Origin of the sequence: Campylobacter sp. RM12654 (genome assembly GCF_020137585.1) — a bacterium.
GTDB lineage: Bacteria > Campylobacterota > Campylobacteria > Campylobacterales > Campylobacteraceae > Campylobacter_E.
In genome coordinates this window covers 13,722-32,391 of the sequence record NZ_JACGAR010000009.1, presented here as the reverse complement: position 1 = coordinate 32,391, position 18,670 = coordinate 13,722, and the positions used below count along the sequence as shown (strand labels likewise).

At 27.6% G+C, this 18,670-nt stretch carries 17 protein-coding genes, 1 tRNA gene and 2 pseudogenes; 8 read left to right on the top strand and 12 right to left on the bottom strand.

Annotation, left to right across the window (positions count from 1 at the left end):
• Positions 1-3: 3 nt before the first annotated feature.
• On the bottom strand, positions 4-1,086 hold the full coding sequence (gene dnaN, locus AVBRAN12654_RS04340; protein WP_214116171.1) for a DNA polymerase III subunit beta: 1,083 nt from the start codon (positions 1,084-1,086) through the stop codon (positions 4-6).
• Positions 1,087-1,112: 26 nt separating this feature from the next.
• On the bottom strand, positions 1,113-2,429 hold the full coding sequence (gene dnaA, locus AVBRAN12654_RS04335) for a chromosomal replication initiator protein DnaA (protein WP_336614003.1): 1,317 nt from the start codon (positions 2,427-2,429) through the stop codon (positions 1,113-1,115).
• Positions 2,430-2,776: 347 nt separating this feature from the next.
• Between dnaA and ruvC the strand changes: the two genes are divergently transcribed.
• On the top strand, positions 2,777-3,250 hold the full coding sequence (gene ruvC, locus AVBRAN12654_RS04330) for a crossover junction endodeoxyribonuclease RuvC (RefSeq protein WP_214116175.1): 474 nt from the start codon (positions 2,777-2,779) through the stop codon (positions 3,248-3,250).
• Between the two features lie 49 nt (positions 3,251-3,299).
• On the opposite strand, the pseudogene AVBRAN12654_RS09535 reads toward ruvC, so the two are convergent.
• From AVBRAN12654_RS09535 to glyQ, 4 genes and pseudogenes are all read right to left on the bottom strand, one after another.
• A pseudogene (locus tag AVBRAN12654_RS09535) lies at positions 3,300-3,482 on the bottom strand (acetyl-CoA carboxylase biotin carboxyl carrier protein subunit); the annotation flags it as partial.
• Positions 3,483-3,619: 137 nt separating this feature from the next.
• Positions 3,620-5,102 (bottom strand): annotated as a pseudogene (locus tag AVBRAN12654_RS04325) (biotin attachment protein); the annotation flags it as partial.
• 11 nt (positions 5,103-5,113) lie between these two features.
• A complete protein-coding gene (locus AVBRAN12654_RS04320; protein WP_336614001.1) occupies positions 5,114-6,544 on the bottom strand; it encodes an acetyl-CoA carboxylase subunit A in 1,431 nt (476 codons plus the stop codon).
• Between the two features lie 204 nt (positions 6,545-6,748).
• A complete protein-coding gene (glyQ, locus tag AVBRAN12654_RS04315; protein ID WP_214116180.1) occupies positions 6,749-7,600 on the bottom strand; it encodes a glycine--tRNA ligase subunit alpha in 852 nt (283 codons plus the stop codon).
• 94 nt (positions 7,601-7,694) lie between these two features.
• Between glyQ and AVBRAN12654_RS04310 the strand changes: the two genes are divergently transcribed.
• From AVBRAN12654_RS04310 to AVBRAN12654_RS04290, 5 genes are all read left to right on the top strand, one after another.
• On the top strand, positions 7,695-8,003 hold the full coding sequence (locus tag AVBRAN12654_RS04310; RefSeq protein WP_214116183.1) for an SEL1-like repeat protein: 309 nt from the start codon (positions 7,695-7,697) through the stop codon (positions 8,001-8,003).
• A gap of 244 nt (positions 8,004-8,247) precedes the next feature.
• On the top strand, positions 8,248-9,537 hold the full coding sequence (locus AVBRAN12654_RS04305) for an SLC13 family permease (protein ID WP_214116450.1): 1,290 nt from the start codon (positions 8,248-8,250) through the stop codon (positions 9,535-9,537).
• Positions 9,538-9,555: 18 nt separating this feature from the next.
• The gene (locus AVBRAN12654_RS04300) at positions 9,556-10,386 is read left to right on the top strand and encodes a hypothetical protein (protein ID WP_239803226.1); all 831 of its coding nucleotides are present in this window, start codon (positions 9,556-9,558) and stop codon (positions 10,384-10,386) included.
• A gap of 10 nt (positions 10,387-10,396) precedes the next feature.
• Positions 10,397-11,590 (top strand): CaiB/BaiF CoA transferase family protein, encoded by a 1,194-nt coding sequence (locus AVBRAN12654_RS04295; RefSeq protein ID WP_214116188.1) that lies wholly within the window; start codon positions 10,397-10,399, stop codon positions 11,588-11,590.
• On the top strand, positions 11,580-12,392 hold the full coding sequence (locus tag AVBRAN12654_RS04290) for an HpcH/HpaI aldolase/citrate lyase family protein (protein ID WP_214116190.1): 813 nt from the start codon (positions 11,580-11,582) through the stop codon (positions 12,390-12,392). The genes AVBRAN12654_RS04295 and AVBRAN12654_RS04290 overlap by 11 nt, the downstream gene beginning before the upstream one ends.
• Before the next feature lie 20 nt (positions 12,393-12,412).
• On the opposite strand, the gene AVBRAN12654_RS04285 is transcribed toward AVBRAN12654_RS04290, so the two are convergent.
• The 3 genes from AVBRAN12654_RS04285 to AVBRAN12654_RS04275 all read right to left on the bottom strand — a co-directional run bounded on the left by AVBRAN12654_RS04285 (position 12,413) and on the right by AVBRAN12654_RS04275 (position 15,303).
• Positions 12,413-13,768, bottom strand: coding sequence for a CitMHS family transporter (locus tag AVBRAN12654_RS04285; protein ID WP_336614000.1), 1,356 nt, complete (start codon positions 13,766-13,768; stop codon positions 12,413-12,415).
• Between the two features lie 165 nt (positions 13,769-13,933).
• A complete protein-coding gene (locus tag AVBRAN12654_RS04280) occupies positions 13,934-15,136 on the bottom strand; it encodes a uracil-xanthine permease family protein (protein WP_214119970.1) in 1,203 nt (400 codons plus the stop codon).
• Between the two features lie 92 nt (positions 15,137-15,228).
• A tRNA-Glu gene (locus AVBRAN12654_RS04275) sits at positions 15,229-15,303 on the bottom strand.
• Between the two features lie 198 nt (positions 15,304-15,501).
• Here AVBRAN12654_RS04275 and AVBRAN12654_RS04270 point away from each other — a divergent pair.
• Both AVBRAN12654_RS04270 and AVBRAN12654_RS04265 read left to right on the top strand, forming a co-directional pair.
• Positions 15,502-15,906: an acyl-CoA thioesterase gene (locus tag AVBRAN12654_RS04270; protein WP_214116195.1), complete on the top strand. Its 405-nt coding sequence runs from the start codon at positions 15,502-15,504 to the stop codon at positions 15,904-15,906.
• Between the two features lie 65 nt (positions 15,907-15,971).
• Positions 15,972-16,745 carry a 3'-5' exonuclease gene (locus AVBRAN12654_RS04265; protein WP_336614014.1) on the top strand — a complete coding sequence of 258 codons (774 nt, stop codon included), beginning with the start codon at positions 15,972-15,974 and terminating at the stop codon, positions 16,743-16,745.
• Positions 16,746-16,773: 28 nt separating this feature from the next.
• Here the strand turns inward: AVBRAN12654_RS04265 and AVBRAN12654_RS04260 are convergent, their stop codons facing one another.
• The 3 genes from AVBRAN12654_RS04260 to AVBRAN12654_RS04250 are packed head-to-tail and all read right to left on the bottom strand — an operon-like array spanning position 16,774 to position 18,665.
• Positions 16,774-17,145, bottom strand: a complete 372-nt coding sequence (locus AVBRAN12654_RS04260; protein ID WP_214119971.1) for a YraN family protein — start codon at positions 17,143-17,145, stop codon at positions 16,774-16,776.
• On the bottom strand, positions 17,120-17,881 hold the full coding sequence (locus tag AVBRAN12654_RS04255) for a shikimate dehydrogenase (RefSeq protein WP_214119972.1): 762 nt from the start codon (positions 17,879-17,881) through the stop codon (positions 17,120-17,122). Before AVBRAN12654_RS04255 ends, AVBRAN12654_RS04260 begins: the two co-directional genes overlap by 26 nt.
• On the bottom strand, positions 17,871-18,665 hold the full coding sequence (locus AVBRAN12654_RS04250) for an SPOR domain-containing protein (protein WP_336613999.1): 795 nt from the start codon (positions 18,663-18,665) through the stop codon (positions 17,871-17,873). Before AVBRAN12654_RS04250 ends, AVBRAN12654_RS04255 begins: the two co-directional genes overlap by 11 nt.
• Positions 18,666-18,670 lie beyond the last annotated feature (5 nt).

Below are 18,670 nucleotides of genomic sequence, written 5' to 3'. Positions count from 1 at the left end.
TCCTTAGTTTTTATTTGCTGATATTAGTGATAAGAAATTTTTACTTTCTAACACAACAGGAGCTGCTGATGAATAGAATTTAAATGTGAAATATTCATTTTCATTTAAATGTAAAAAATCCATCATATGTTTGTTCGTAAGATTTATTTCAAATTTATCTTCTATAGTAATATTTGTTTCTAGCTCACTTGTAGCATTTGTTTCGTTAAAATCATCACTTAAAGCATTATTTTTAAATGTGATTTTACCGGTTTCAAATTCTATTTGACATTTTGTGCAAACTGCACTTAGTTTTTTTATTTCATTTAAAAAGTCTTCGTTTTTAATGATAATTTCATTTGTAGGTAATTTATGTGGCATTACTTCAACATATCTTAAAAAATCAATAGTTGCTAATTTTGTAAAGAATTTAAAATTATCATTTTCAATGATTAAATAATTATTTGTTTTATAAACCCTTACTTCTTCATTTAATAATTTTTGTAGTTCTTGAGCTGATTTTTTTGTAATTATTAATCTTTGTTCGTATTCATTTTGAGCTATGAATGAATATTTGTGAATTCTTTTAGAATCGCTTCCTACAAAAACAATGCTATCTTTTAAAATATCTATATAACAGCAATTAAATTGAAAAGAAATACCATTATTATCAACAGCAGGTAAAATCATTTTAAAGCCGATATTTAGTTCTTTTGCACTTATTAAAATAGGTGTTTTGCTATTTTCATCTTCTAAGAAAGAAAAATTATTTTCACTATTTATTGGCAATGAAAAATTAGTTTTATTTTGAGTAATTTTGATAGATTTTTCTAATTTTTTGATTTTAATATCACTATTATCAAGGCTTTTTAAAATATCAATTAATTTTTTAGCATTGATAAAAATTTGCCCTTCATTTATGATATTACATTCTTGAATTTTATATTCAATTCCTATTTCACTATCACTTGCTCTTAAAATTAATTCATTGTTATAAGCTAATAATAAAATATTAGAATTTAAACTTGTATTATCTTTTTTTTCAACATAATTACTAACTATTAAAGCTATATTTTCTAATCTCTTTTTGTCTATTTGTATTTCCATATTCTTCCTTTTTCGCTTTATTATATTTAATAATCTTTATTTTTTGAGTTTATTATTTTATTTTTTAAATGTTCTACTAAGCTTCTAAAATCATCATCAAGACATATCATTTCATTTATTTTTTTAATATGTTTTGAAATAGCACTATGGTCTTTCATTTGAAAATGAGTTGCTATTTGACTTACTGAATTTGAAATTAATTCTTTAGTTAAAAATATAACTATTCTTTTAGCTTTTACTATTTCTTGTTTTTTAGAACTTGATTTTATTTCGCTTGTTTTTACATTTAATTCTGAACTTACTATATCAAAAATATCTTCAATTTCAATATTTGATTGATTTTCTTTAATGTATTCTTTTATTTGATTTTTTAAATCATCTAAGGTTATTTTTTGTTTTCTTATACTTTGAAAAGCGTAAATATAATTTATAATTCCTTCTAAATCCCTTACATTTTCACCTATATAATTAGCAATAGTATTAATCATTTCATCATTTAATTCTATATCATATACAAGGCTTTTTTTCTTAATAATTGCTTTTTTGGTTTCTATATCGGGTACACTAATATTTGCAAGAACTCCTTTATTAAATCTTGATTTTAATCTATCTTCAATTCCATTTAGATTTTTTGGTGCTACATCAGAAGTTATTATAATTTGTCCTTTTCTTTCAATAATATCATTGAAAATATGAAAAAATTCTTCTTGCATTTTATCAGTAGTGCCTAAGAACTGAATATCATCAATTAATAATAAATCACAATCTTTATATTCACTATTAAAACTATCAAATTTATTTGTTAATATAGCATTATAATAATCTTTTTTAAATCCTTTTGAAGTTTTATAAATTACTTTTTTTCCAAGTTCTAAACATTCATGTCCACTAGCGTGCAATAAATGCGTTTTACCTAAACCTGTATTTGAATATATAAAAATTGGATTAAAGTCTTTTCCAAATTTATTTTCATCTGTTATTGTTTTACAAATTCTATAAGCAAACTCATTACTTTGTCCTACTATGAAATTATCAAAAGTAAGACTTTGATTTAATATTGAAATTTGTTTTTTAGTTACTATTGGTTGAGTTTCTTGTGGTTTGTTTATTTTTTCATTATTTACTTGAATTGTAATTTTATATTTTTTACTATTTGTTTTTTCTGCTATTTTTTCTAATATGTTTTGGTATTTTGTTTGAATATGTTTAGCTATGAATTGATTAGGTGCATTTAGAATTATTTCATTATTTTTGCTTTCATTAATTTGTAAAATTTCAAAATAATTTTTATATTGATTTTCTCCAATTAATACTTTTAATTCTTCTAGAATTTTATTTAACATTTATTCCTCTTTTTTGTTATTACCTTTGATGATGTGAAAATCTAGTAATATTTGTTTAAAAATATTTAAAACACCTATATATCAATGCATTTAATAGTGAAAAAATATACCAAAAATATACAAACAATTTACAATATTTCATCATAAATTTCACAAGCTCTTTAAAAAAATTCTTTAATTTAGTGAAATTTTTTTATGAATTTTTATTGTAATTTTTAAAATTCTTATAAATTTTCGTGAAATTCTATAAAAATCAGTTTATGTGAAATTCTATTTCATTAAGAAATTTATCGTAATAATAAGTATTTCATAAAAAAATAATTTTAAATTTCACAAGGATTTCACATATGAAAATTTTAGGATTTGACCCAGGAACTAGATTTTGTGGATATTGCCTTTTAGAAAAAAATGGTAGCACAAATACTCTTTTAGAAGCAGGTTTAATAAGATTTAAGAGTAAAGAATTAATAGATAATATTTTAGAATTAAACGAAGCTTTAGAAATGATTTTTAAAAAAGTCCCAAATGCTAGTGTTGCGGTTGAAAATATATTTTTTGCTTATAATCCGCAAAGTGTTTTAAAACTCGCACAATTTCGTGGAGCAATGCTACTTAAAATCTTACAAACTTATGGAAATTTTAGTGAATATACAGCTTTACAAGTTAAAAAAACAATCACAGGCAAAGCAAAAGCAGAGAAAGAACAAGTAGCTTTTATGGTTAAAAAGCTTTTAAAAATCAATAAAGAAATAAAACCACTTGATATAACCGACGCAATGGCGGTTGCATTAACTCATAGTTTTTATATAAAAAATACTTAAAATATTAACTTAAAGATATATTAGAATCTGTCAAAACAGATTCTAAAATTTATTTTAAACTAGCTAAAATTTGCATAGCTTCTACATTATCTCCTTGTTTTACAAGTATTTTATCTATTGTTCCATCACTCGTTGCTTCAATTGGAACTTCCATTTTCATAGCTTCAAGAATAAATAATTCTTGCCCTGCTTTTACTTTATCTCCTGCTTTTACAAGCACTTTAAACACATTTCCTGACATTGAGGCTAAAATGCTTTTATCATTAGCTATTGATTGTGAAATTTCTTGTTTTTCAATAATTTTTGAAGTATTTTCTTTTTCTTTTACTTTTACTTCATAGCTATTGCCATTTACTAAAATTTTATCTTTTTCAATTTCTACATCATAGGTTTTATCATTGACTTGCACTGAATAAAGATTGTTAGAATTTGATTTAGTATTTTGAGAAATTTTTCTAACATTGACTTTTGCTTCACCTTTTAAAAATGCTAATCCTTTTTCTTTACAAGCTGCAACTATGAATAGATTTTCATCAGTTACTAAAATACCTTCTTTTTTAAGTATTTTTTCAATATATTTAAGTGATTTGGTTTCATCAAGGTCGGCTAAATCTATTGCTTTTTCTTTTGTTGGTTTTAGATTTAATTGCTCACTTGCAAGTTTTACTATTTTTGGATCTGGTGCTACAGGAGTTTTTCCAAAATAGCCTAAAACCATTTTGCCATAGCCTTCTGCAATTTTTTTCCATTCGCCAAACATTACATTATTAAATGCTTGTTGGAAATAAAATTGACTAACAGGAGTTACGCTAGTTCCAAAGCCACCTTTTTTTACCACTTCGCTCATCGCTTTTATAGTATCAGGGAATTTATCTAATACATTATTATCTCTCATCATTTGAGTATTCGCTGTTAATGCTCCACCTGGCATAGGTGAAATCGGTATTAATGGACTAACTTGTATAGCTTCAGGTGGCATAAAATAATCTTTCATACAATCTTTAAATACTTCTTCATATTTTAAGATTTTTTCAACTTCAAGCCCACCTAAATCATAATTTTTACCTTTTACAGCGTGTAACATTGTAAGAATATCAGGCTGACTTGTTCCACCACTAACAGGAGCTGCTGCAAGGTCAATTCCATCAACACCAGCTTCAAGTGCTGCTAAATAACAAGCTACACTAACACCTGCACTTTCGTGAGTATGAAGTCTAATGTGAGTATTTGCAGGTAAAATTTTTCTAGCCATTTTTATTGTTTCATATACTTTTTGTGGATTACTTGTCCCTGATGCGTCTTTAAAACAAATGCTATAAAATGGGATATTAGCTTTTAAAATTTCTTTTAAGGTTTTTTCATAAAACTTAGTATCGTGAGCGCCTTTGCAACCTATTGGTAAATCCATCATAGTTATTACAATTTCGTGTTTTAAACCATAATGCACTATTCTTTCGCCACTATATTTTAAATTCTCAACATCATTTAAAGCGTCAAAATTTCTAATCGTAGTAGTTCCGTGTTTTGCGAATAATTTTGCGTGTAAATCTATTATTTCACGACTACCAGTATCAAGTGTAACGGTATTTACTCCACGAGCAAGGGTTTGAAGATTAATACCATCTCCTACAATTTCACGGAATTTATCCATCATAGTAAATGCATCTTCGTTTGTATAAAAATAAAGGCTTTGAAATCTTGCCCCTCCACCAAATTCAAAATGCCTTATCCCAGCTTCTTTTGCAGCTTGTAATGCTGGGAAAAAATCATTCATTAAAACTCTAGCTCCATAAACTGATTGAAAGCCATCACGAAAACTTGTATCCATAATATCTATATATTTTTTAGCCATTTTTCTCTCCTTTAATTTAATTTATCTTTTAATGCCACACAAATTGAAGCGATTATTTCATCTTTATCTTTTTTATTTTTATCATCAATATTGCTTAGAATTTTTTCTAAATTTGTTTTTATATAACTCGTATCAAAAATACCTTTTCTAAATTCTTTACTTTTTGCAATAGTTTTTAAAAATGAAATTGTTGTTTTTACGCCTTCTATTGTAAATTCTTCTAAAGCTCTTTCTAATTTATTTACCGCTAAATCATAACTAGACGCTTTTACAACTAATTTTGCGACTAAAGAATCATAAAATGGCGGGATTTTATAACCTTTATAAAGATGGCTATCAACCCTAACTGAAGGTCCTAAAGCAGGATAATATTCTGTAACCATTCCTGGTGTTGGTATGAAATTCTTATTAGCATCTTCTGCAGTAATTCTAGCTTCAATAGCAAAACCATTTGATTTAATATCACTTTGTTCTAATTCTTGAATTTGTCCTGCTGCATATCTTAATTGTCTTACTATTAAATCAACCCCTGTTATCTCTTCTGTAACGCCGTGTTCAACTTGTATTCTAGTATTCATCTCCATAAAATAAAATCTATTGTAATCATCTAACAAAAATTCAACCGTTCCTGCATTAGTATATCCAGCCGCTTTTGCAGCTGCTACTGCAGTAGCTCCCATACTTTTTCTTAAATGTTCGCTTATTGATGGACAAGGTGCGATTTCTATTATTTTTTGATGGCGTCTTTGAATAGAACAATCTCTTTCACATAAATGAATTATATTGCCATAATTATCGCCTAATATTTGAAATTCTATGTGGCGTGGATTTTCTATGAGTTTTTCCATAAAGACATCATCATTATTAAAATATGCTTTAGCTTCTCTTTTGCAAGTATTAAATGCAGGTATTAATTCATCTTCATTCCAGACTTCTTTAATCCCACGACCACCGCCACCTCCACTAGCTTTTAATATTACAGGATAGCCAATTTTTTTGGCAAATTCTTTTATTTCTTCTTCTTTGCATTCATTTAATACTTTTGTTCCTGGAACTACTGGAATACCGTTTTGTTGCATTAATTCTCTTGCTATATTTTTATTTCCCATATTTTTAATAACTTGAGATTTTGGTCCAACGAAAATTAATCCTGCATCTTCTACCATTTTTGCGAATTCATAATTTTCACTTAAAAATCCATATCCAGGATGGATTGCATCAGCACCACATTCTTTTGCAGTTTGAATTATTATTTTTGCGTCTAAATAGCCCTTAATGGCATCTTCACCTATACATTTTGCTTCACTTGCGATTTTTACATGCAGACAATTTTCATCAGGCTTTGTATAGATAGCTACACTTTGAATATGCAAATCCCTACAAGCTCTTATGATACGAACAGCAATTTCTCCCCTATTTGCTATTAAAACCTTACTAATCACCTTTAAACTCCTAATTTTAAATAGTGATTTTATTTTAATATTTTAGATTGAAAAAGATGAGTTTGCTTTTGTTTTAACCATTTATTTGTTACTAAAAGTAACAAAATTAAATATTCAATTTTTTAGTTTATGGAATTTGATTTTAATATTTTTACTTGGTTTATATTGAAAAATCAATATAAACCAAAATAAGCAAATTATAATTTATTTTAAATTCTCTTGGCTTTTTAAATATACACTAGCACAATCTTTGCTAAGTTCTCTTATTTTTAGCATAAAATCTTGTCTTTGAGTAACGCTAATTGCACCCCTAGCATCAAGGGTATTAAATAAATGCGCGCACATTAGACAATAATCATACGCAGGTAGTGAGTAACCACTATCAAGCACACTTCTTGCTTCATTATATGAAATATCAAACATTTCTTTAAGTCTTGAAGCATTTGCTAATTCAAAATTAAACTTAGAGTATTCAAACTCACCTTGCTTATGAACATCAGCATAAGTTAGCCCACCGCCCCAATTAATATCATAAACATTATCAATATCTTGAATATACATTGCCAAGCGTTCAAGTCCGTAAGTAATCTCTGCACTAATTAAATCACAAGAAAATCCACCAACTTGTTGAAAATAAGTAAATTGAGTAACTTCCATTCCATCAAGCCATACTTCCCAGCCAAGCCCCCAAGCTCCTAAAGATGGGCTTTCCCAGTTATCTTCTATAAATCTTACATCGTGTTTATTTAAATCAATTCCTAAAACTTTTAAGCTATTTAAATATAAATCTTGAATATTTGCTGGACTTGGTTTCATTAATACTTGAAATTGATAATAAGCACCTAAACGATTTGGATTTTCTCCGTATCTTCCATCAGTTGGACGGCGAGATGGAGCAACATAACAAACATTATGTGGTTTTGTTCCAAGTGATTTTAAGAATGTTTGTGGATGAAAAGTCCCTGCACCTGCAGGAAAATCATAAGGCTGAATTAAAGCACAACCTTGCTCACACCAATACTTTTGTAAGTTTAAAATAATTTCTGAAAATGTCATTTAAAAGCCTTTAAAATAAATTTTATTTATCATACAAAATTAATATAAATTTATGTTATTTTGCATATAATTAGCGATTTTTTAAGGAGATTATATGAAAAAATTAATTTTAATTACAAGTTCTTTATTTGTTTTTAGTGCTTGTGTTAGTCAAGAAAATGAAGTTGTAAAAAGCAATTTAATGAATCTTGCTTTACAAACTGCTTTAAATCCTAGCTTAAAAGACGAACAAACTAACTGCATTACTAACAAAAATGCAAGCTCTTGTTTAAATATTGCAAATGTTTTATTACAAGGCACTTCAACTTCTCAAAACATTCAAGCAGCAGGTTATTACTATCAATTAGCTTGTTCTTTTGGCTTAGCAATTGGGTGCGATAAAGCTAACGAATTAAAAAAATAACCTTTTAAGAATTTAAAACAAGTTAGTTTTAAATTCTTTTAAATATATTCTTTCAATTAAATAAAAAATCAAAATATCAAATTAATAAAATAATTATAATTTTTTAAGAAAATATATTAAAGAATAAAAATTATTATTAATTGTGTAAAATTGTAACAATGATTTTTATTTTTATTATATTTTATTCTTATATTAATCTTAATGATTTTCTTTTCTTATAGTATTTAAGCAAGGAGGATTTATGATTGAACAAATTAACTTAATCATTTTATTTTTTTTATTATTGTCAATAGTTTTAGGCTATTTATTTAAAGCAAATATTGGTATTTTTGCAATTGTATTATGCTTTATTGCTGCTTATATTTATGGCTTAAAACCTAGTGAAATTGTAAAATTATGGGGGCTTGATTTATTTTTTATCTTAGTTTCTATTACATATTTTTATGGCTTTGTCATAAATAATGGAACTTTAAATAATCTAGCTTCAAAAGCAGTTTATGGGGTAAGAAACTATCCTTGGAGTATTCCTATTGTTTTGTATATTGTTGTTGTAATTTTTGTCGGTATTGGACCAGGACATTATGCTGGATTTGCCTTTATGAGCCCATTAGTTTTATACATAGCTAATAAGATTAAAATGAATAAAATTTTAGCTGCTATTATAATTTATTCAGGTTCTTGTGCTGGGGGATTTAATCCTTTTACTTTAGGTGGTAGGGTTACTTATAATCTAATTGAGAATTTAGGTTTTACACCTGAACAATCAGCAATTATGCAATTAAATCTTGGAAAAAATATGTTTATAGCACATACTTTAATTTTTATTTTAGGATATGTGTTATTAAAGGGGTATAAGGTTGTATATTCATCAAATATTGATAAACCTGAAAAACTAAATTCTATACAAATTAAAACGATTTTAATAGTTACATTTGTATTTTCTTTGGTTATGGTTCCATCAATTTATTTATCTTTTCAACCTGAAAATTTATTGATGAGTAAAATGACTATATTTTTTAATCCTACTTTTGTTTCATTCTTAGGAATTATTTTAGCTATTGTATTTAAGATAGGAGATGAAACACAAGCTTTTAAAAATATACCTTGGAATTTAATTTTTATGATTGGTGCATTAACTATGCTAATAGCACTTGGAAAATCTACTGGTGCTATGCAAATAATAAGCAATTTTTTAAGCGCTCAAGGTGGCAATGATAGTAGCTGGATATATTATTTATTAGGCGTTTTATCTTCTTCAATGAGTGCATTTGCATCTAGTATGGGCGTTGTAATGCCGACATTTTTTCCTATTGTTCCAAGTCTTAGCGTATTAGAGCCATCTTTGGCATTTTCTATTATCGCAACATTTGCAACATTTACGGGGTATTCAAGTTTTTCATCAGGTGGAGCATTGGTTTTAGCAGGGACACAAGATGAGCAAGAAAGAAAATATTTATTTATTAGGTTATTAATATTACCTATTTTGCTTGTGTTATTTGGGTTTTTGTTATTGTTTTTAGGTGTTATTAATTAATTTATGAAAGGGAAAATTATGGAATTTAAAAATTATATAGGCAAACAAGAAATTATAAAAGAAGAAATAAGTCTTACTCAAGTTGAAAAAATAGTCGCAACACTTGATTATAAAGATTTAAAATTAGGTGATGAATTACCTTATTTATGGCAATGGTGCTTTTTTAATAAGGCTTTAAATAAAGATAAATTAGGCAAAGACGGACACCCTAAATTAGGCGGAAGCGATGATAGTTTTTTACCTAGTTTTGGAAATGTTAATCGTATGTGGGCTGGTGGTAGATTTACTTTTAATTCAGCGTTGATTATAGGCAAAATCGCTACTAAAATTACTACTATAAAAGATATTCAAGAAAAAATTGGAAATACAGGAAAATTAATTTTTGTTACTTTAGAGCATAAATATTATCAAGATGAAGATTTAAAAATTATTGAAGAACAAGATATAGTTTATAAAGAGCCAACTCCACCAAAATTAACTAGCAATAAACCTGTAAGCGAAGCTGATTTTTCTGAAAGTTTTTGCCCTGATTCTACTTTATTATTTAGATATTCAGCACTTACTTTTAATGGGCATAAAATTCATTATGATTATCCTTACGCTACTATGGTTGAAGGATATAGCGGCTTAGTAATTCACGGACCTTTATTAGCTACTAAGATGATTAGTTGTTTTGCAAAAAATCATAAAGATAAAAAAATCACAAAATATAGTTATAGAGGATTACACGCAGTTTGCACTCCTAGTAGTTTTTGCGTCGAGTCAAAAATAATTAGTGAAAACGAAGCAAATGTGTGGATAAATAAAGACGGCTTTATAGCTCATCAAGGCATTATAAATTATAAATAAAGGAGAAAAAATGTTGCCATTAGAAGGAAAATTAGTATTAAGTATAGAACAAGCAATAGCAGCACCATTTTGCACTAGACAATTAGCTGATTTAGGTGCTAGAGTTATTAAGATAGAACGCCCTGATGTAGGGGATTTGGCAAGAGGATATGATACTAGAGTAGATGGACTTGCAAGTCATTTTGTATGGACTAATAGAAGTAAGGAGAGTTTAGCTATTGATTTAAAAACTGAAGAAGGTATGAAAATAATAAAATCAATTTTACCTAAGGTGGATATTTTCGTTCAAAATCTAGCATTTGGGGCTGCAAAAAGATTAGGATTAGATTATGAAAATTTAATTAAATATAATCCAAAAATGATTGTTTGTGATATTTCTGGCTATGGAGAAGGTGGAGAATACGAACATAAAAAAGCTTATGATTTATTAATTCAATCAGAAAGTGGCTTAGTATCTATAACAGGAACTGGCGATGAGTGTGTAAAAGTGCCAATTAGTATAGCTGATATATCTGCTGGAATGTATGCTTATAGTGGGATTTTACAAGCTCTTTTATATCTTGAAAAAACAAATAAAGGCTCAAGAATAGAAATATCAATGTTAGAATGTATGGCTGAATGGATGGGGTATCCAATATATTATACTTATAAGGGTGCTAATCCGCCTATTAAAAAAGGTGCTTTTCACGCTAGTATTACTCCTTATGGTCCTTATAAGGCTGGTGATGGTAATGTTGTTATGTTTGGTCTTCAAAATGAAAGAGAATGGAGTAATTTTTGTAAGATTGTATTAGAAGATGAAAGCTTAATTAATGATGAAGAATTTAAAAATAACACATTAAGAACAAAAAACGCACAAAAGATTAAAGAAATAATAGAAAATAAATTTAAAAATCTAACGGCAAAAGATGTTGTGGATAGATTAGAAAAAGCAAAAATTGCAAATGGTAATGTAAATGAATTAAAAGATGTGTGGAATCACTCTCAATTAAAAAGTAGAAATAGATGGAGAGAAGTTGATACTGAAGTAGGTAAAATCCCAGCATTATTGCCACCGGCTACAAATAATAATTATGAGCCTAGAATGGATAAAATCCCAGCGTTAGGAGAACATACTCATAAAATCTTAAAAGAATTTGGATTTAAAGATGAGATTTCTCAACTACAATCAAAAAACATAATAAAGGTAAGAGATGAAAACTAAGAGTTTTTTGTTTGTTCCATCAATTAAAAATGATAGATTTAATAAGGCTTTAAATAGCGGAGCTGATTATATTATTATTGATTTAGAAGATTCAATTAGCCCTAATCAAAAAGATAAAGGCAGGGCTAACATTTTAGAATTTGCAAATAATACAGATGCTAATTTTTTTATAAGAATTAATGATACTAAGAGTGAATATTTTAATGATGATATGAAATTATTAGATGAATTAAATAAAATGAAAAAATTATATGCAATTGTATTGCCTAAGAGTGAGAGCTCAAAAGAATTTGAATTATTTAAAGATTTTAAAGATTTAATAATAATTCCAATTATTGAAAGTGCTTTGGGCGTTGATAATTTAGATGATATTGCAAGTTCAAAATTAATTAAATTATTAAGTTTTGGTGCTTTAGATATTTCTTTAGAATTAGGATTAAAAGAAGGCAGTGGAAGAGAAAATTTATTAAATCACATAAGAAATCAAATAGTGATAAAAAGTGCAAAATATAAATTATTACCACCAATTAATGGAGTATATCCTGATATTAAAGATGAAATTGGTTTAAAATCTGAATTAGAATTTGTATCTTCTATGGGTTTTGGCGGGTCTTTAAGCATTCATCCAAATCAAATTCCAATAATTAATCAAGTATTTAGTCCTACTAAAGAACAAATTCTATGGGCTAAAGAAATAGTAGAATTGGCAAAAAATACTGATGATATTGTATTTAATTATAAAGGCAATATGATAGATTTGCCAGTAATTAAGAAAGCTCAAAATATACTAGCAAATATCTAATATCTCTCTTAGGAGAGATATTAAAATAAGTGTGGGATTATTCCTGCAATATATCCAAAAATCAAGCAAATAATACTAATTGCCCAAATATAAAAGAATGAGCGTTTAATATGGTCTTTTATAGATACATCAGCAAGACCACATCCAAGCAATGTAGCAGGAACAACAGGGCTTATAAATGTAGCACAATTTCTAGCTAAAACCATAATAATAGCAAGGTTCATTGGGTCAATTCCAAAAGCATTTGTAACGCTTAAAACCACAGGCATAACGCCATAAAAATAAGAATCTGTGCAAAAGATTAATGCCATAGGAACAGCAAGTAAGCCTACTACTAAAGGAATTAAATTACCATATTCATTAGGCACAAGAGTTAGAATTGAAGCTCCCATTTTATTCATAATTCCACTTTTATCAAATACACCAATTAAAATTCCTGCACCAATTAAAGTAATATACATCATTATTGCTCCACTACTTGCTTTATCTAAAACTTTTTTAGCTATTTTTAAATTAGGATAATTTAGTGGCAACGCAATTGCAAAACCTATCATAAAGCAAACATAAGAAGGTAATACATTAATTACTAAAGCAGCAATAACAGCTATTAGTAAAAATACATTTACTAAGAAAAATTTATCGTTTTGAAATTCGCTTTTTTCAATTTCAAGTTTAATTCCTTCAAGATTACCACCAGCACCACGCCTTTTTTCTTGATAACCGATAAAAATAGCTAAAGCTAGTGCTAAAACAAGACCTAAAACTTGCATAGGGATTAATTGATGCCATAAATCATTAGCGTCAGCTTTAATAACCGTTGCAGCTCTTAGAGTTGGACCTCCCCAAGGAAGAACATTCATAACACCCATTGCACTAGCACAAATTAATAAAAGTGATGATTTTCTCATTCCAAGTCTTTCATAAATTGGAAGCATAGCTGGAATAACTATTAAAAATGTAGCTGCTCCACTACCATCAAGATGAACAAACATTGCCATAAGTGAAGTAAGAATTGTGATTACAAATACATTTGGTGTAACTTTGCTAAGTAAGAAATTAATAATTTTATTAAAAAATCCACTAGCACTAAGCACACTAAAAAAAAGAATAGAAAATACAAATAAAGCCGCTGTATCGCTAACGGTGTTTACACCATCTTTTATAAAACCTTTCATTGCTTTAAAGTTTAAAACATCTCCTTTAACTCCTAAAGCTTTTCCGACTTCTAACCCACAATAATCCATTATCATAAGCATCGCAGCAACTACAAAGCTAACTAAAATAAATGCTATCGCAGGAGTGGTTTTATCTTTTAAGAGTAGCCATACAATAAATCCAAGCCCAATAAAGCCTGTAAGTGATAAAAATAAATCCATTTTTAACCTCCATAAAAAAATGTTAGATTTTAACAAAGTTACAATTTGAAATAATTGAAAATGGATAATTTTTTTAAAAAGTGTTAAGTTTCGTAACAAATTTTAGAATTTAAGAAAAAATTAAAAAATAATAATTCAAATTCTAAAAAGAATTTGAATTAATAATTAATCTTGTTTGTTAGGTAAGATTAGATTTAGAGTAATTGCAAGTAAGGCACTAAGTCCAACTCCTGAAAACGAAACGCTTCCAAAACTAGCACTAAGACCGCCAACACCTACAATCAAAGTAGAACTAATAATTACTAGGTTTTTATTGTTAGTTAAATCTATTTTAGCATCAACTAAGGTTTTAATCCCAAGACTAGCAATTGTTCCAAATAAAAGTATCATAACTCCACCCATTACAGGCAATGGAATTGATTGTAAAATAGCATTAAATTTACCCACAAATGCAAGTAATATTGCAAATATTGCAGCCCAAGTCATAATTTTTACTTGTGCGTTTTTTGTAATCATTATTGCACCTGTAACTTCTGAATAGGTTGTAACTGGAGGACCACCTATTAAACCTGCAACACAAACTCCAACACCATCTCCACTTAAAGTTCTATGAAGACCTGGGTCTTTTGTGTAATCTTTTTTAGTTACTGCACCTATTGCCATAACTGCACCAATATGCTCAATTACAGGAGCAATTGCAACAGGTATCATAAAAATTGCTGCACTAAAATTAATGCTAGGTGTTTCAAAATGTGGGATTGCAAACCAAGGTGCAGCTTTAATTGCACTAGTATCAACATAGCCTAAAATAAAGGCTAAAATATATCCACAAATAGCACCTATTAAAATAGGAACTAATTTAAACATTTTTGAGCCAAAAATAGCAATTACAATAGTAACTAAGAATGAAAAAGTAGAAAGCATTAAAGCTATATCTTTATCAATTACTTGAGTTGAACCACTCATACCCATAGCCATTCCAGCCGCACTTACAGCAACGCTAAGACCTATTACGATAATTACAGGGCCAATTACAACTGCGGGAAAAAGTTTGCTAATAAAACTCTCGCCTTTTGTTTTGATAATTGCAGCAAAGATAAAATAAACAAATCCTGTGCAAAATAAGGCAAACATAGTTGAATTAATTCCCCATTCTTTCATAGAATAAATTATAGGGGTTATGAATGCAAATGATGAGCCAAGATAGATAGGAACTTTAAATTTCGTAATAATTTGAAAAATAATCGTTCCGCACCCAGCACCTAAAAGAGCCATTGCAGGATTTAGTCCGGTAAGTAAAGGAACTAATACCATTGCACCAAAGGCTACGAATAAAATCTGAAGTCCAGATATCGCGTCTTTAATCATAAAAAAATCCTTTTTTATTTTGAGTTATTATCTCACAGGGGTAAGGTAAAAAAGGATTTTTTTCATTAAATTAAATAAACATAAAGGAGGATTGGTGACCCATACGAGACTCGAACTCGTGTTACCGCCGTGAAAGGGCGATGTCCTAACCGCTAGACGAATGGGCCTTTCAAGAAGTTTTTTCTTGTGATGTAAAAGCCGTTATTATATGTGAAAATTCTTAAAGTTTTCTTAAATTATAAAAATTTTTTCAATTTTTTTAAAATTTTTGTAAAAAATTGTAATTTTGATGAAAATTTTCAATTTAAAAACGATAATTTTAATCTTTTATGTTTAATATTTACATTTTTTTATAAGGAGAATATATGAAAGAATTAAAAGAAGCAAGGCTTAGATTAGTTGCTATGCCAAAAGATACAAATCCTGCAGGCAATATTTTTGGTGGTTGGATAATGAGTCAAATAGATTTAGCTGGTGCAGTTGCAGCTAAAGAAATAGCAAATGGTAGAGTAGTTACTATCGCAGTTGAACAAATGACCTTTAAAAAACCTGTTTATGTTGGAGATATTGTGAGCTTTTATGCTGATATTGTAAAAGTTGGAAGCACATCAATACAAGTTCAAGTAGAAGTTATCGCTGAACGCTGCACTCCTAAATTATATGGAGTTTGTGTGCCTGTTACAAGTGCACTTTTAACTTATGTAAATGTTGATGAAAACGGAGAAAAAATCAAAATTGATGAAAATTTAAAACGCTACAAGGGATTTTAATAATCCCTTTTATTCAACCTACTTTTTAAACTTACTTGTTAGAATTAAAAAAACTTTTAAGGATAATTATGAAATATGTTTTATTTGATACAGAAACTACAGGAAATACAGAATTAGATAGGATTATTCAAGTAGGCGCTTTGGTAATTGATAGTGAAAAATATGAATTTAATGAAATAGAATATGCTGAAAATATTTTTGACAATATACAAGAAAGAAAAGTTTTAGTATTTGATGAATTATGTAGTAGTGAAGTAAATATTTCTTTTGAAGCTATGGAAGTTCATAACATAACCCCTGAAATGCTTGTTAATAAGCCAAAATTTAGTGAAACGAAATTTTCAAAAATGTTAAATGAACTTAATTCAAACGAAAATTACTTAATAGCTCATAATATTAAGTTTGATTTAGGAATGTTAGAAAAAGAAGGCTTTCAAAATAATTTTAAATTAATTGATACTTATAAGTGCGCTAAGGCTATTTTTCCTGACTTTAATCATCACAGATTGCAATATTTAAGATATTTTTTAGGGCTTTATAAAATTGAGCAAGAAGAAGCACAAAAATTAGGAATAATTATAAAAGCTCATGATGCGATAGGTGATGTTTTGGTTATGAAATTATTATTAGATGAATTATTAAAACATAAAAATTATGAAGAATTGCATGAAATTACAAAAGCCCCATTAATTAGCACTAAATTTAGCTTTGGAAAATACAAGGGCAAAAGTTTTGATGAGGTTAGAGCTGTTGATAATGGATATTTGTTGTGGGCTATGAATAATTTAGATGATGAAGATTTAAAATATTCTATCAAGAAATTTTTAGGATTAATTTGAGAATTTAAATCTCAAATTATCATTTTTTCTATGTTATATTTTCTATATAATTAATGTTATTATCGTTTATTGCTATTAAATCTATACAATAATTTAAATTATTATAATCTTCATAATGTTGATTAAAAATATAAATAGATTTTATAATTCTTTCTAATTTTTTTGGTGTTAAATAATATTCGCTTTCATAATTTTTGCTTGATTTTACTTCAATAAAATGCAAGGTTTTATCCTTTAAAGCGATTATGTCAATTTCTCCAAATTTGGTTTTATAATTTGTTTTAATTATTTTGAAATTATTTTTTTCTAAGTATTTTTTAGCTTTTTGTTCGTTTTCATAGCCAAAAATATATGACTTTAGTCCTTTTATACTCTTATTTAATAAGTTCTCTTGCTTCATTTATTAAATCTTCGTTAGGATAAATTCCGCAAAAATACTCAAAAGCAAGGGCTGCTTGAAAAATAAGCATATCAAGTCCATCTTGAGTAATAATATTTGGATTTTTTAACTTACAAAAATCTAAAAATATATCGTGATTATATGCTAAATCATAAGCAATTTTTGTATTTTTTGCTAGTTTTTCTAAAAGATTTTCTTCTAAAGGTAGTAGATTTTTTAAACTTGCGCTTGTTGAGTTTATAATTAAATCAAATTCAAATTCATCTAATGTCGTATGAACTTCGCATAAAAAATCATCTTTTTTACTTCTATTAATTACTTTGGTTTTTATATTATTTTTTGCTAAAGAATAATAAACAGCTCTAGCAGCCCCACCTGCCCCTATTATTAAGGCATTGTTTATTTTGTAATTTTTTATAGGTTCATAAAACCCAAATATATCAGTATTATAAGCTTTTAAAGTTCCATTATCATTTATTATAGTATTTGCTGCTTTTGTGTTTATAACGCCTTCATCTTTATAATTTGCTAGTATTGCAACTTCTTCTTTATAAGGCAAAGTTACATTAACACCTTTATATTTTAAAATTGTGTTTTTTAAATCATTTGGATTTTCTACTAAAATTTTCTCATAATTAGCATTTATATTTAATCTTTCATACCATAGATTATGAATTATAGGAGATTTTGAGTGAGCGATAGGATTTCCTATCACTCCGTAAATATTATTTTGCATGATAATAAAATGCGTCTTTTTTCACATTATCTCTTACAAATTTTAAGGCATTTGCTTTATCAGAATTTGAATAAGGTCCTACAATTACTCTACTCATACCTTTATTATCAGTAACTACTTTATATTGTAATCCTAGCGTATCTAGTTTTTTAATTTCGTGTGATTTTAGGTCAATATTTTTACCTGCATATACTTGAATATAGCTTCCATTATCACTTGTAGTAGGTGCTTTATTTGCTGGTTTTTCTTGTTGAGCAACTGGTTTTTTAATATTTAATGTATCAAATACTGAGTTTTCTTGTTTTGTTGTTTGAGTAGCTTGTTTTTTCTCTTCTACAACCACAGGCTTTTTCTCTTCAACTACAGCAGGTTTTACTTCTTCTTTAGGAGTTTCAAGTGCTGGTGTAGGTTGTTGATTTGCTTTTGCTAATTCTTTTACAACATTTTGAACTTCTTGAGATTTTTTAGGTTCTGGTTCTACTATATTATTTTCTTTTTTTAATCTTTCTTCTAAAGATGTAAAATCATCACTAAAACCATCATTTTCACTTTTTAAATTCTCAAAAACTTCATTATCTTGAGCTTTTTGTTCAAATGTAGCATTAGGTTCTATCGGTGGTAATGGGCTTTTTTGACTATCTCCATTGCTTATTAATTTATATATAATTAAGGCAATTAGAAAAACTATTATGCCTATAATTATCTTAAATAACATTTGTTTTTGTTTATTCTTTTTGTTGTTACTTTCTAAAACTAAATCTTCAAATTTATTGTGTTCTTGCATTTTCA

What these genes read in the sequence shown, in the direction of transcription:
- AVBRAN12654_RS04285 (WP_336614000.1), bottom strand. Translation starts at nt 13,768, where the DNA reads ATGGATTTATTTTTATCACTTACAGGCTTTATTGGGCTTGGATTTATT.
- AVBRAN12654_RS04300 (WP_239803226.1), top strand. Translation starts at nt 9,556, where the DNA reads ATGGAATTTAAAAATTATATAGGCAAACAAGAAATTATAAAAGAAGAA.
- ruvC (WP_214116175.1), top strand. Translation starts at nt 2,777, where the DNA reads ATGAAAATTTTAGGATTTGACCCAGGAACTAGATTTTGTGGATATTGC.
- AVBRAN12654_RS04290 (WP_214116190.1), top strand. Translation starts at nt 11,580, where the DNA reads ATGAAAACTAAGAGTTTTTTGTTTGTTCCATCAATTAAAAATGATAGA.
- AVBRAN12654_RS04295 (WP_214116188.1), top strand. Translation starts at nt 10,397, where the DNA reads ATGTTGCCATTAGAAGGAAAATTAGTATTAAGTATAGAACAAGCAATA.
- dnaN (WP_214116171.1), bottom strand. Translation starts at nt 1,086, where the DNA reads ATGGAAATACAAATAGACAAAAAGAGATTAGAAAATATAGCTTTAATA.
- AVBRAN12654_RS04260 (WP_214119971.1), bottom strand. Translation starts at nt 17,145, where the DNA reads ATGAAGCAAGAGAACTTATTAAATAAGAGTATAAAAGGACTAAAGTCA.
- AVBRAN12654_RS04280 (WP_214119970.1), bottom strand. Translation starts at nt 15,136, where the DNA reads ATGATTAAAGACGCGATATCTGGACTTCAGATTTTATTCGTAGCCTTT.
- AVBRAN12654_RS04250 (WP_336613999.1), bottom strand. Translation starts at nt 18,665, where the DNA reads ATGCAAGAACACAATAAATTTGAAGATTTAGTTTTAGAAAGTAACAAC.
- AVBRAN12654_RS04255 (WP_214119972.1), bottom strand. Translation starts at nt 17,881, where the DNA reads ATGCAAAATAATATTTACGGAGTGATAGGAAATCCTATCGCTCACTCA.
- glyQ (WP_214116180.1), bottom strand. Translation starts at nt 7,600, where the DNA reads ATGACATTTTCAGAAATTATTTTAAACTTACAAAAGTATTGGTGTGAG.
- dnaA (WP_336614003.1), bottom strand. Translation starts at nt 2,429, where the DNA reads ATGTTAAATAAAATTCTAGAAGAATTAAAAGTATTAATTGGAGAAAAT.
- AVBRAN12654_RS04270 (WP_214116195.1), top strand. Translation starts at nt 15,502, where the DNA reads ATGAAAGAATTAAAAGAAGCAAGGCTTAGATTAGTTGCTATGCCAAAA.
- AVBRAN12654_RS04310 (WP_214116183.1), top strand. Translation starts at nt 7,695, where the DNA reads ATGAAAAAATTAATTTTAATTACAAGTTCTTTATTTGTTTTTAGTGCT.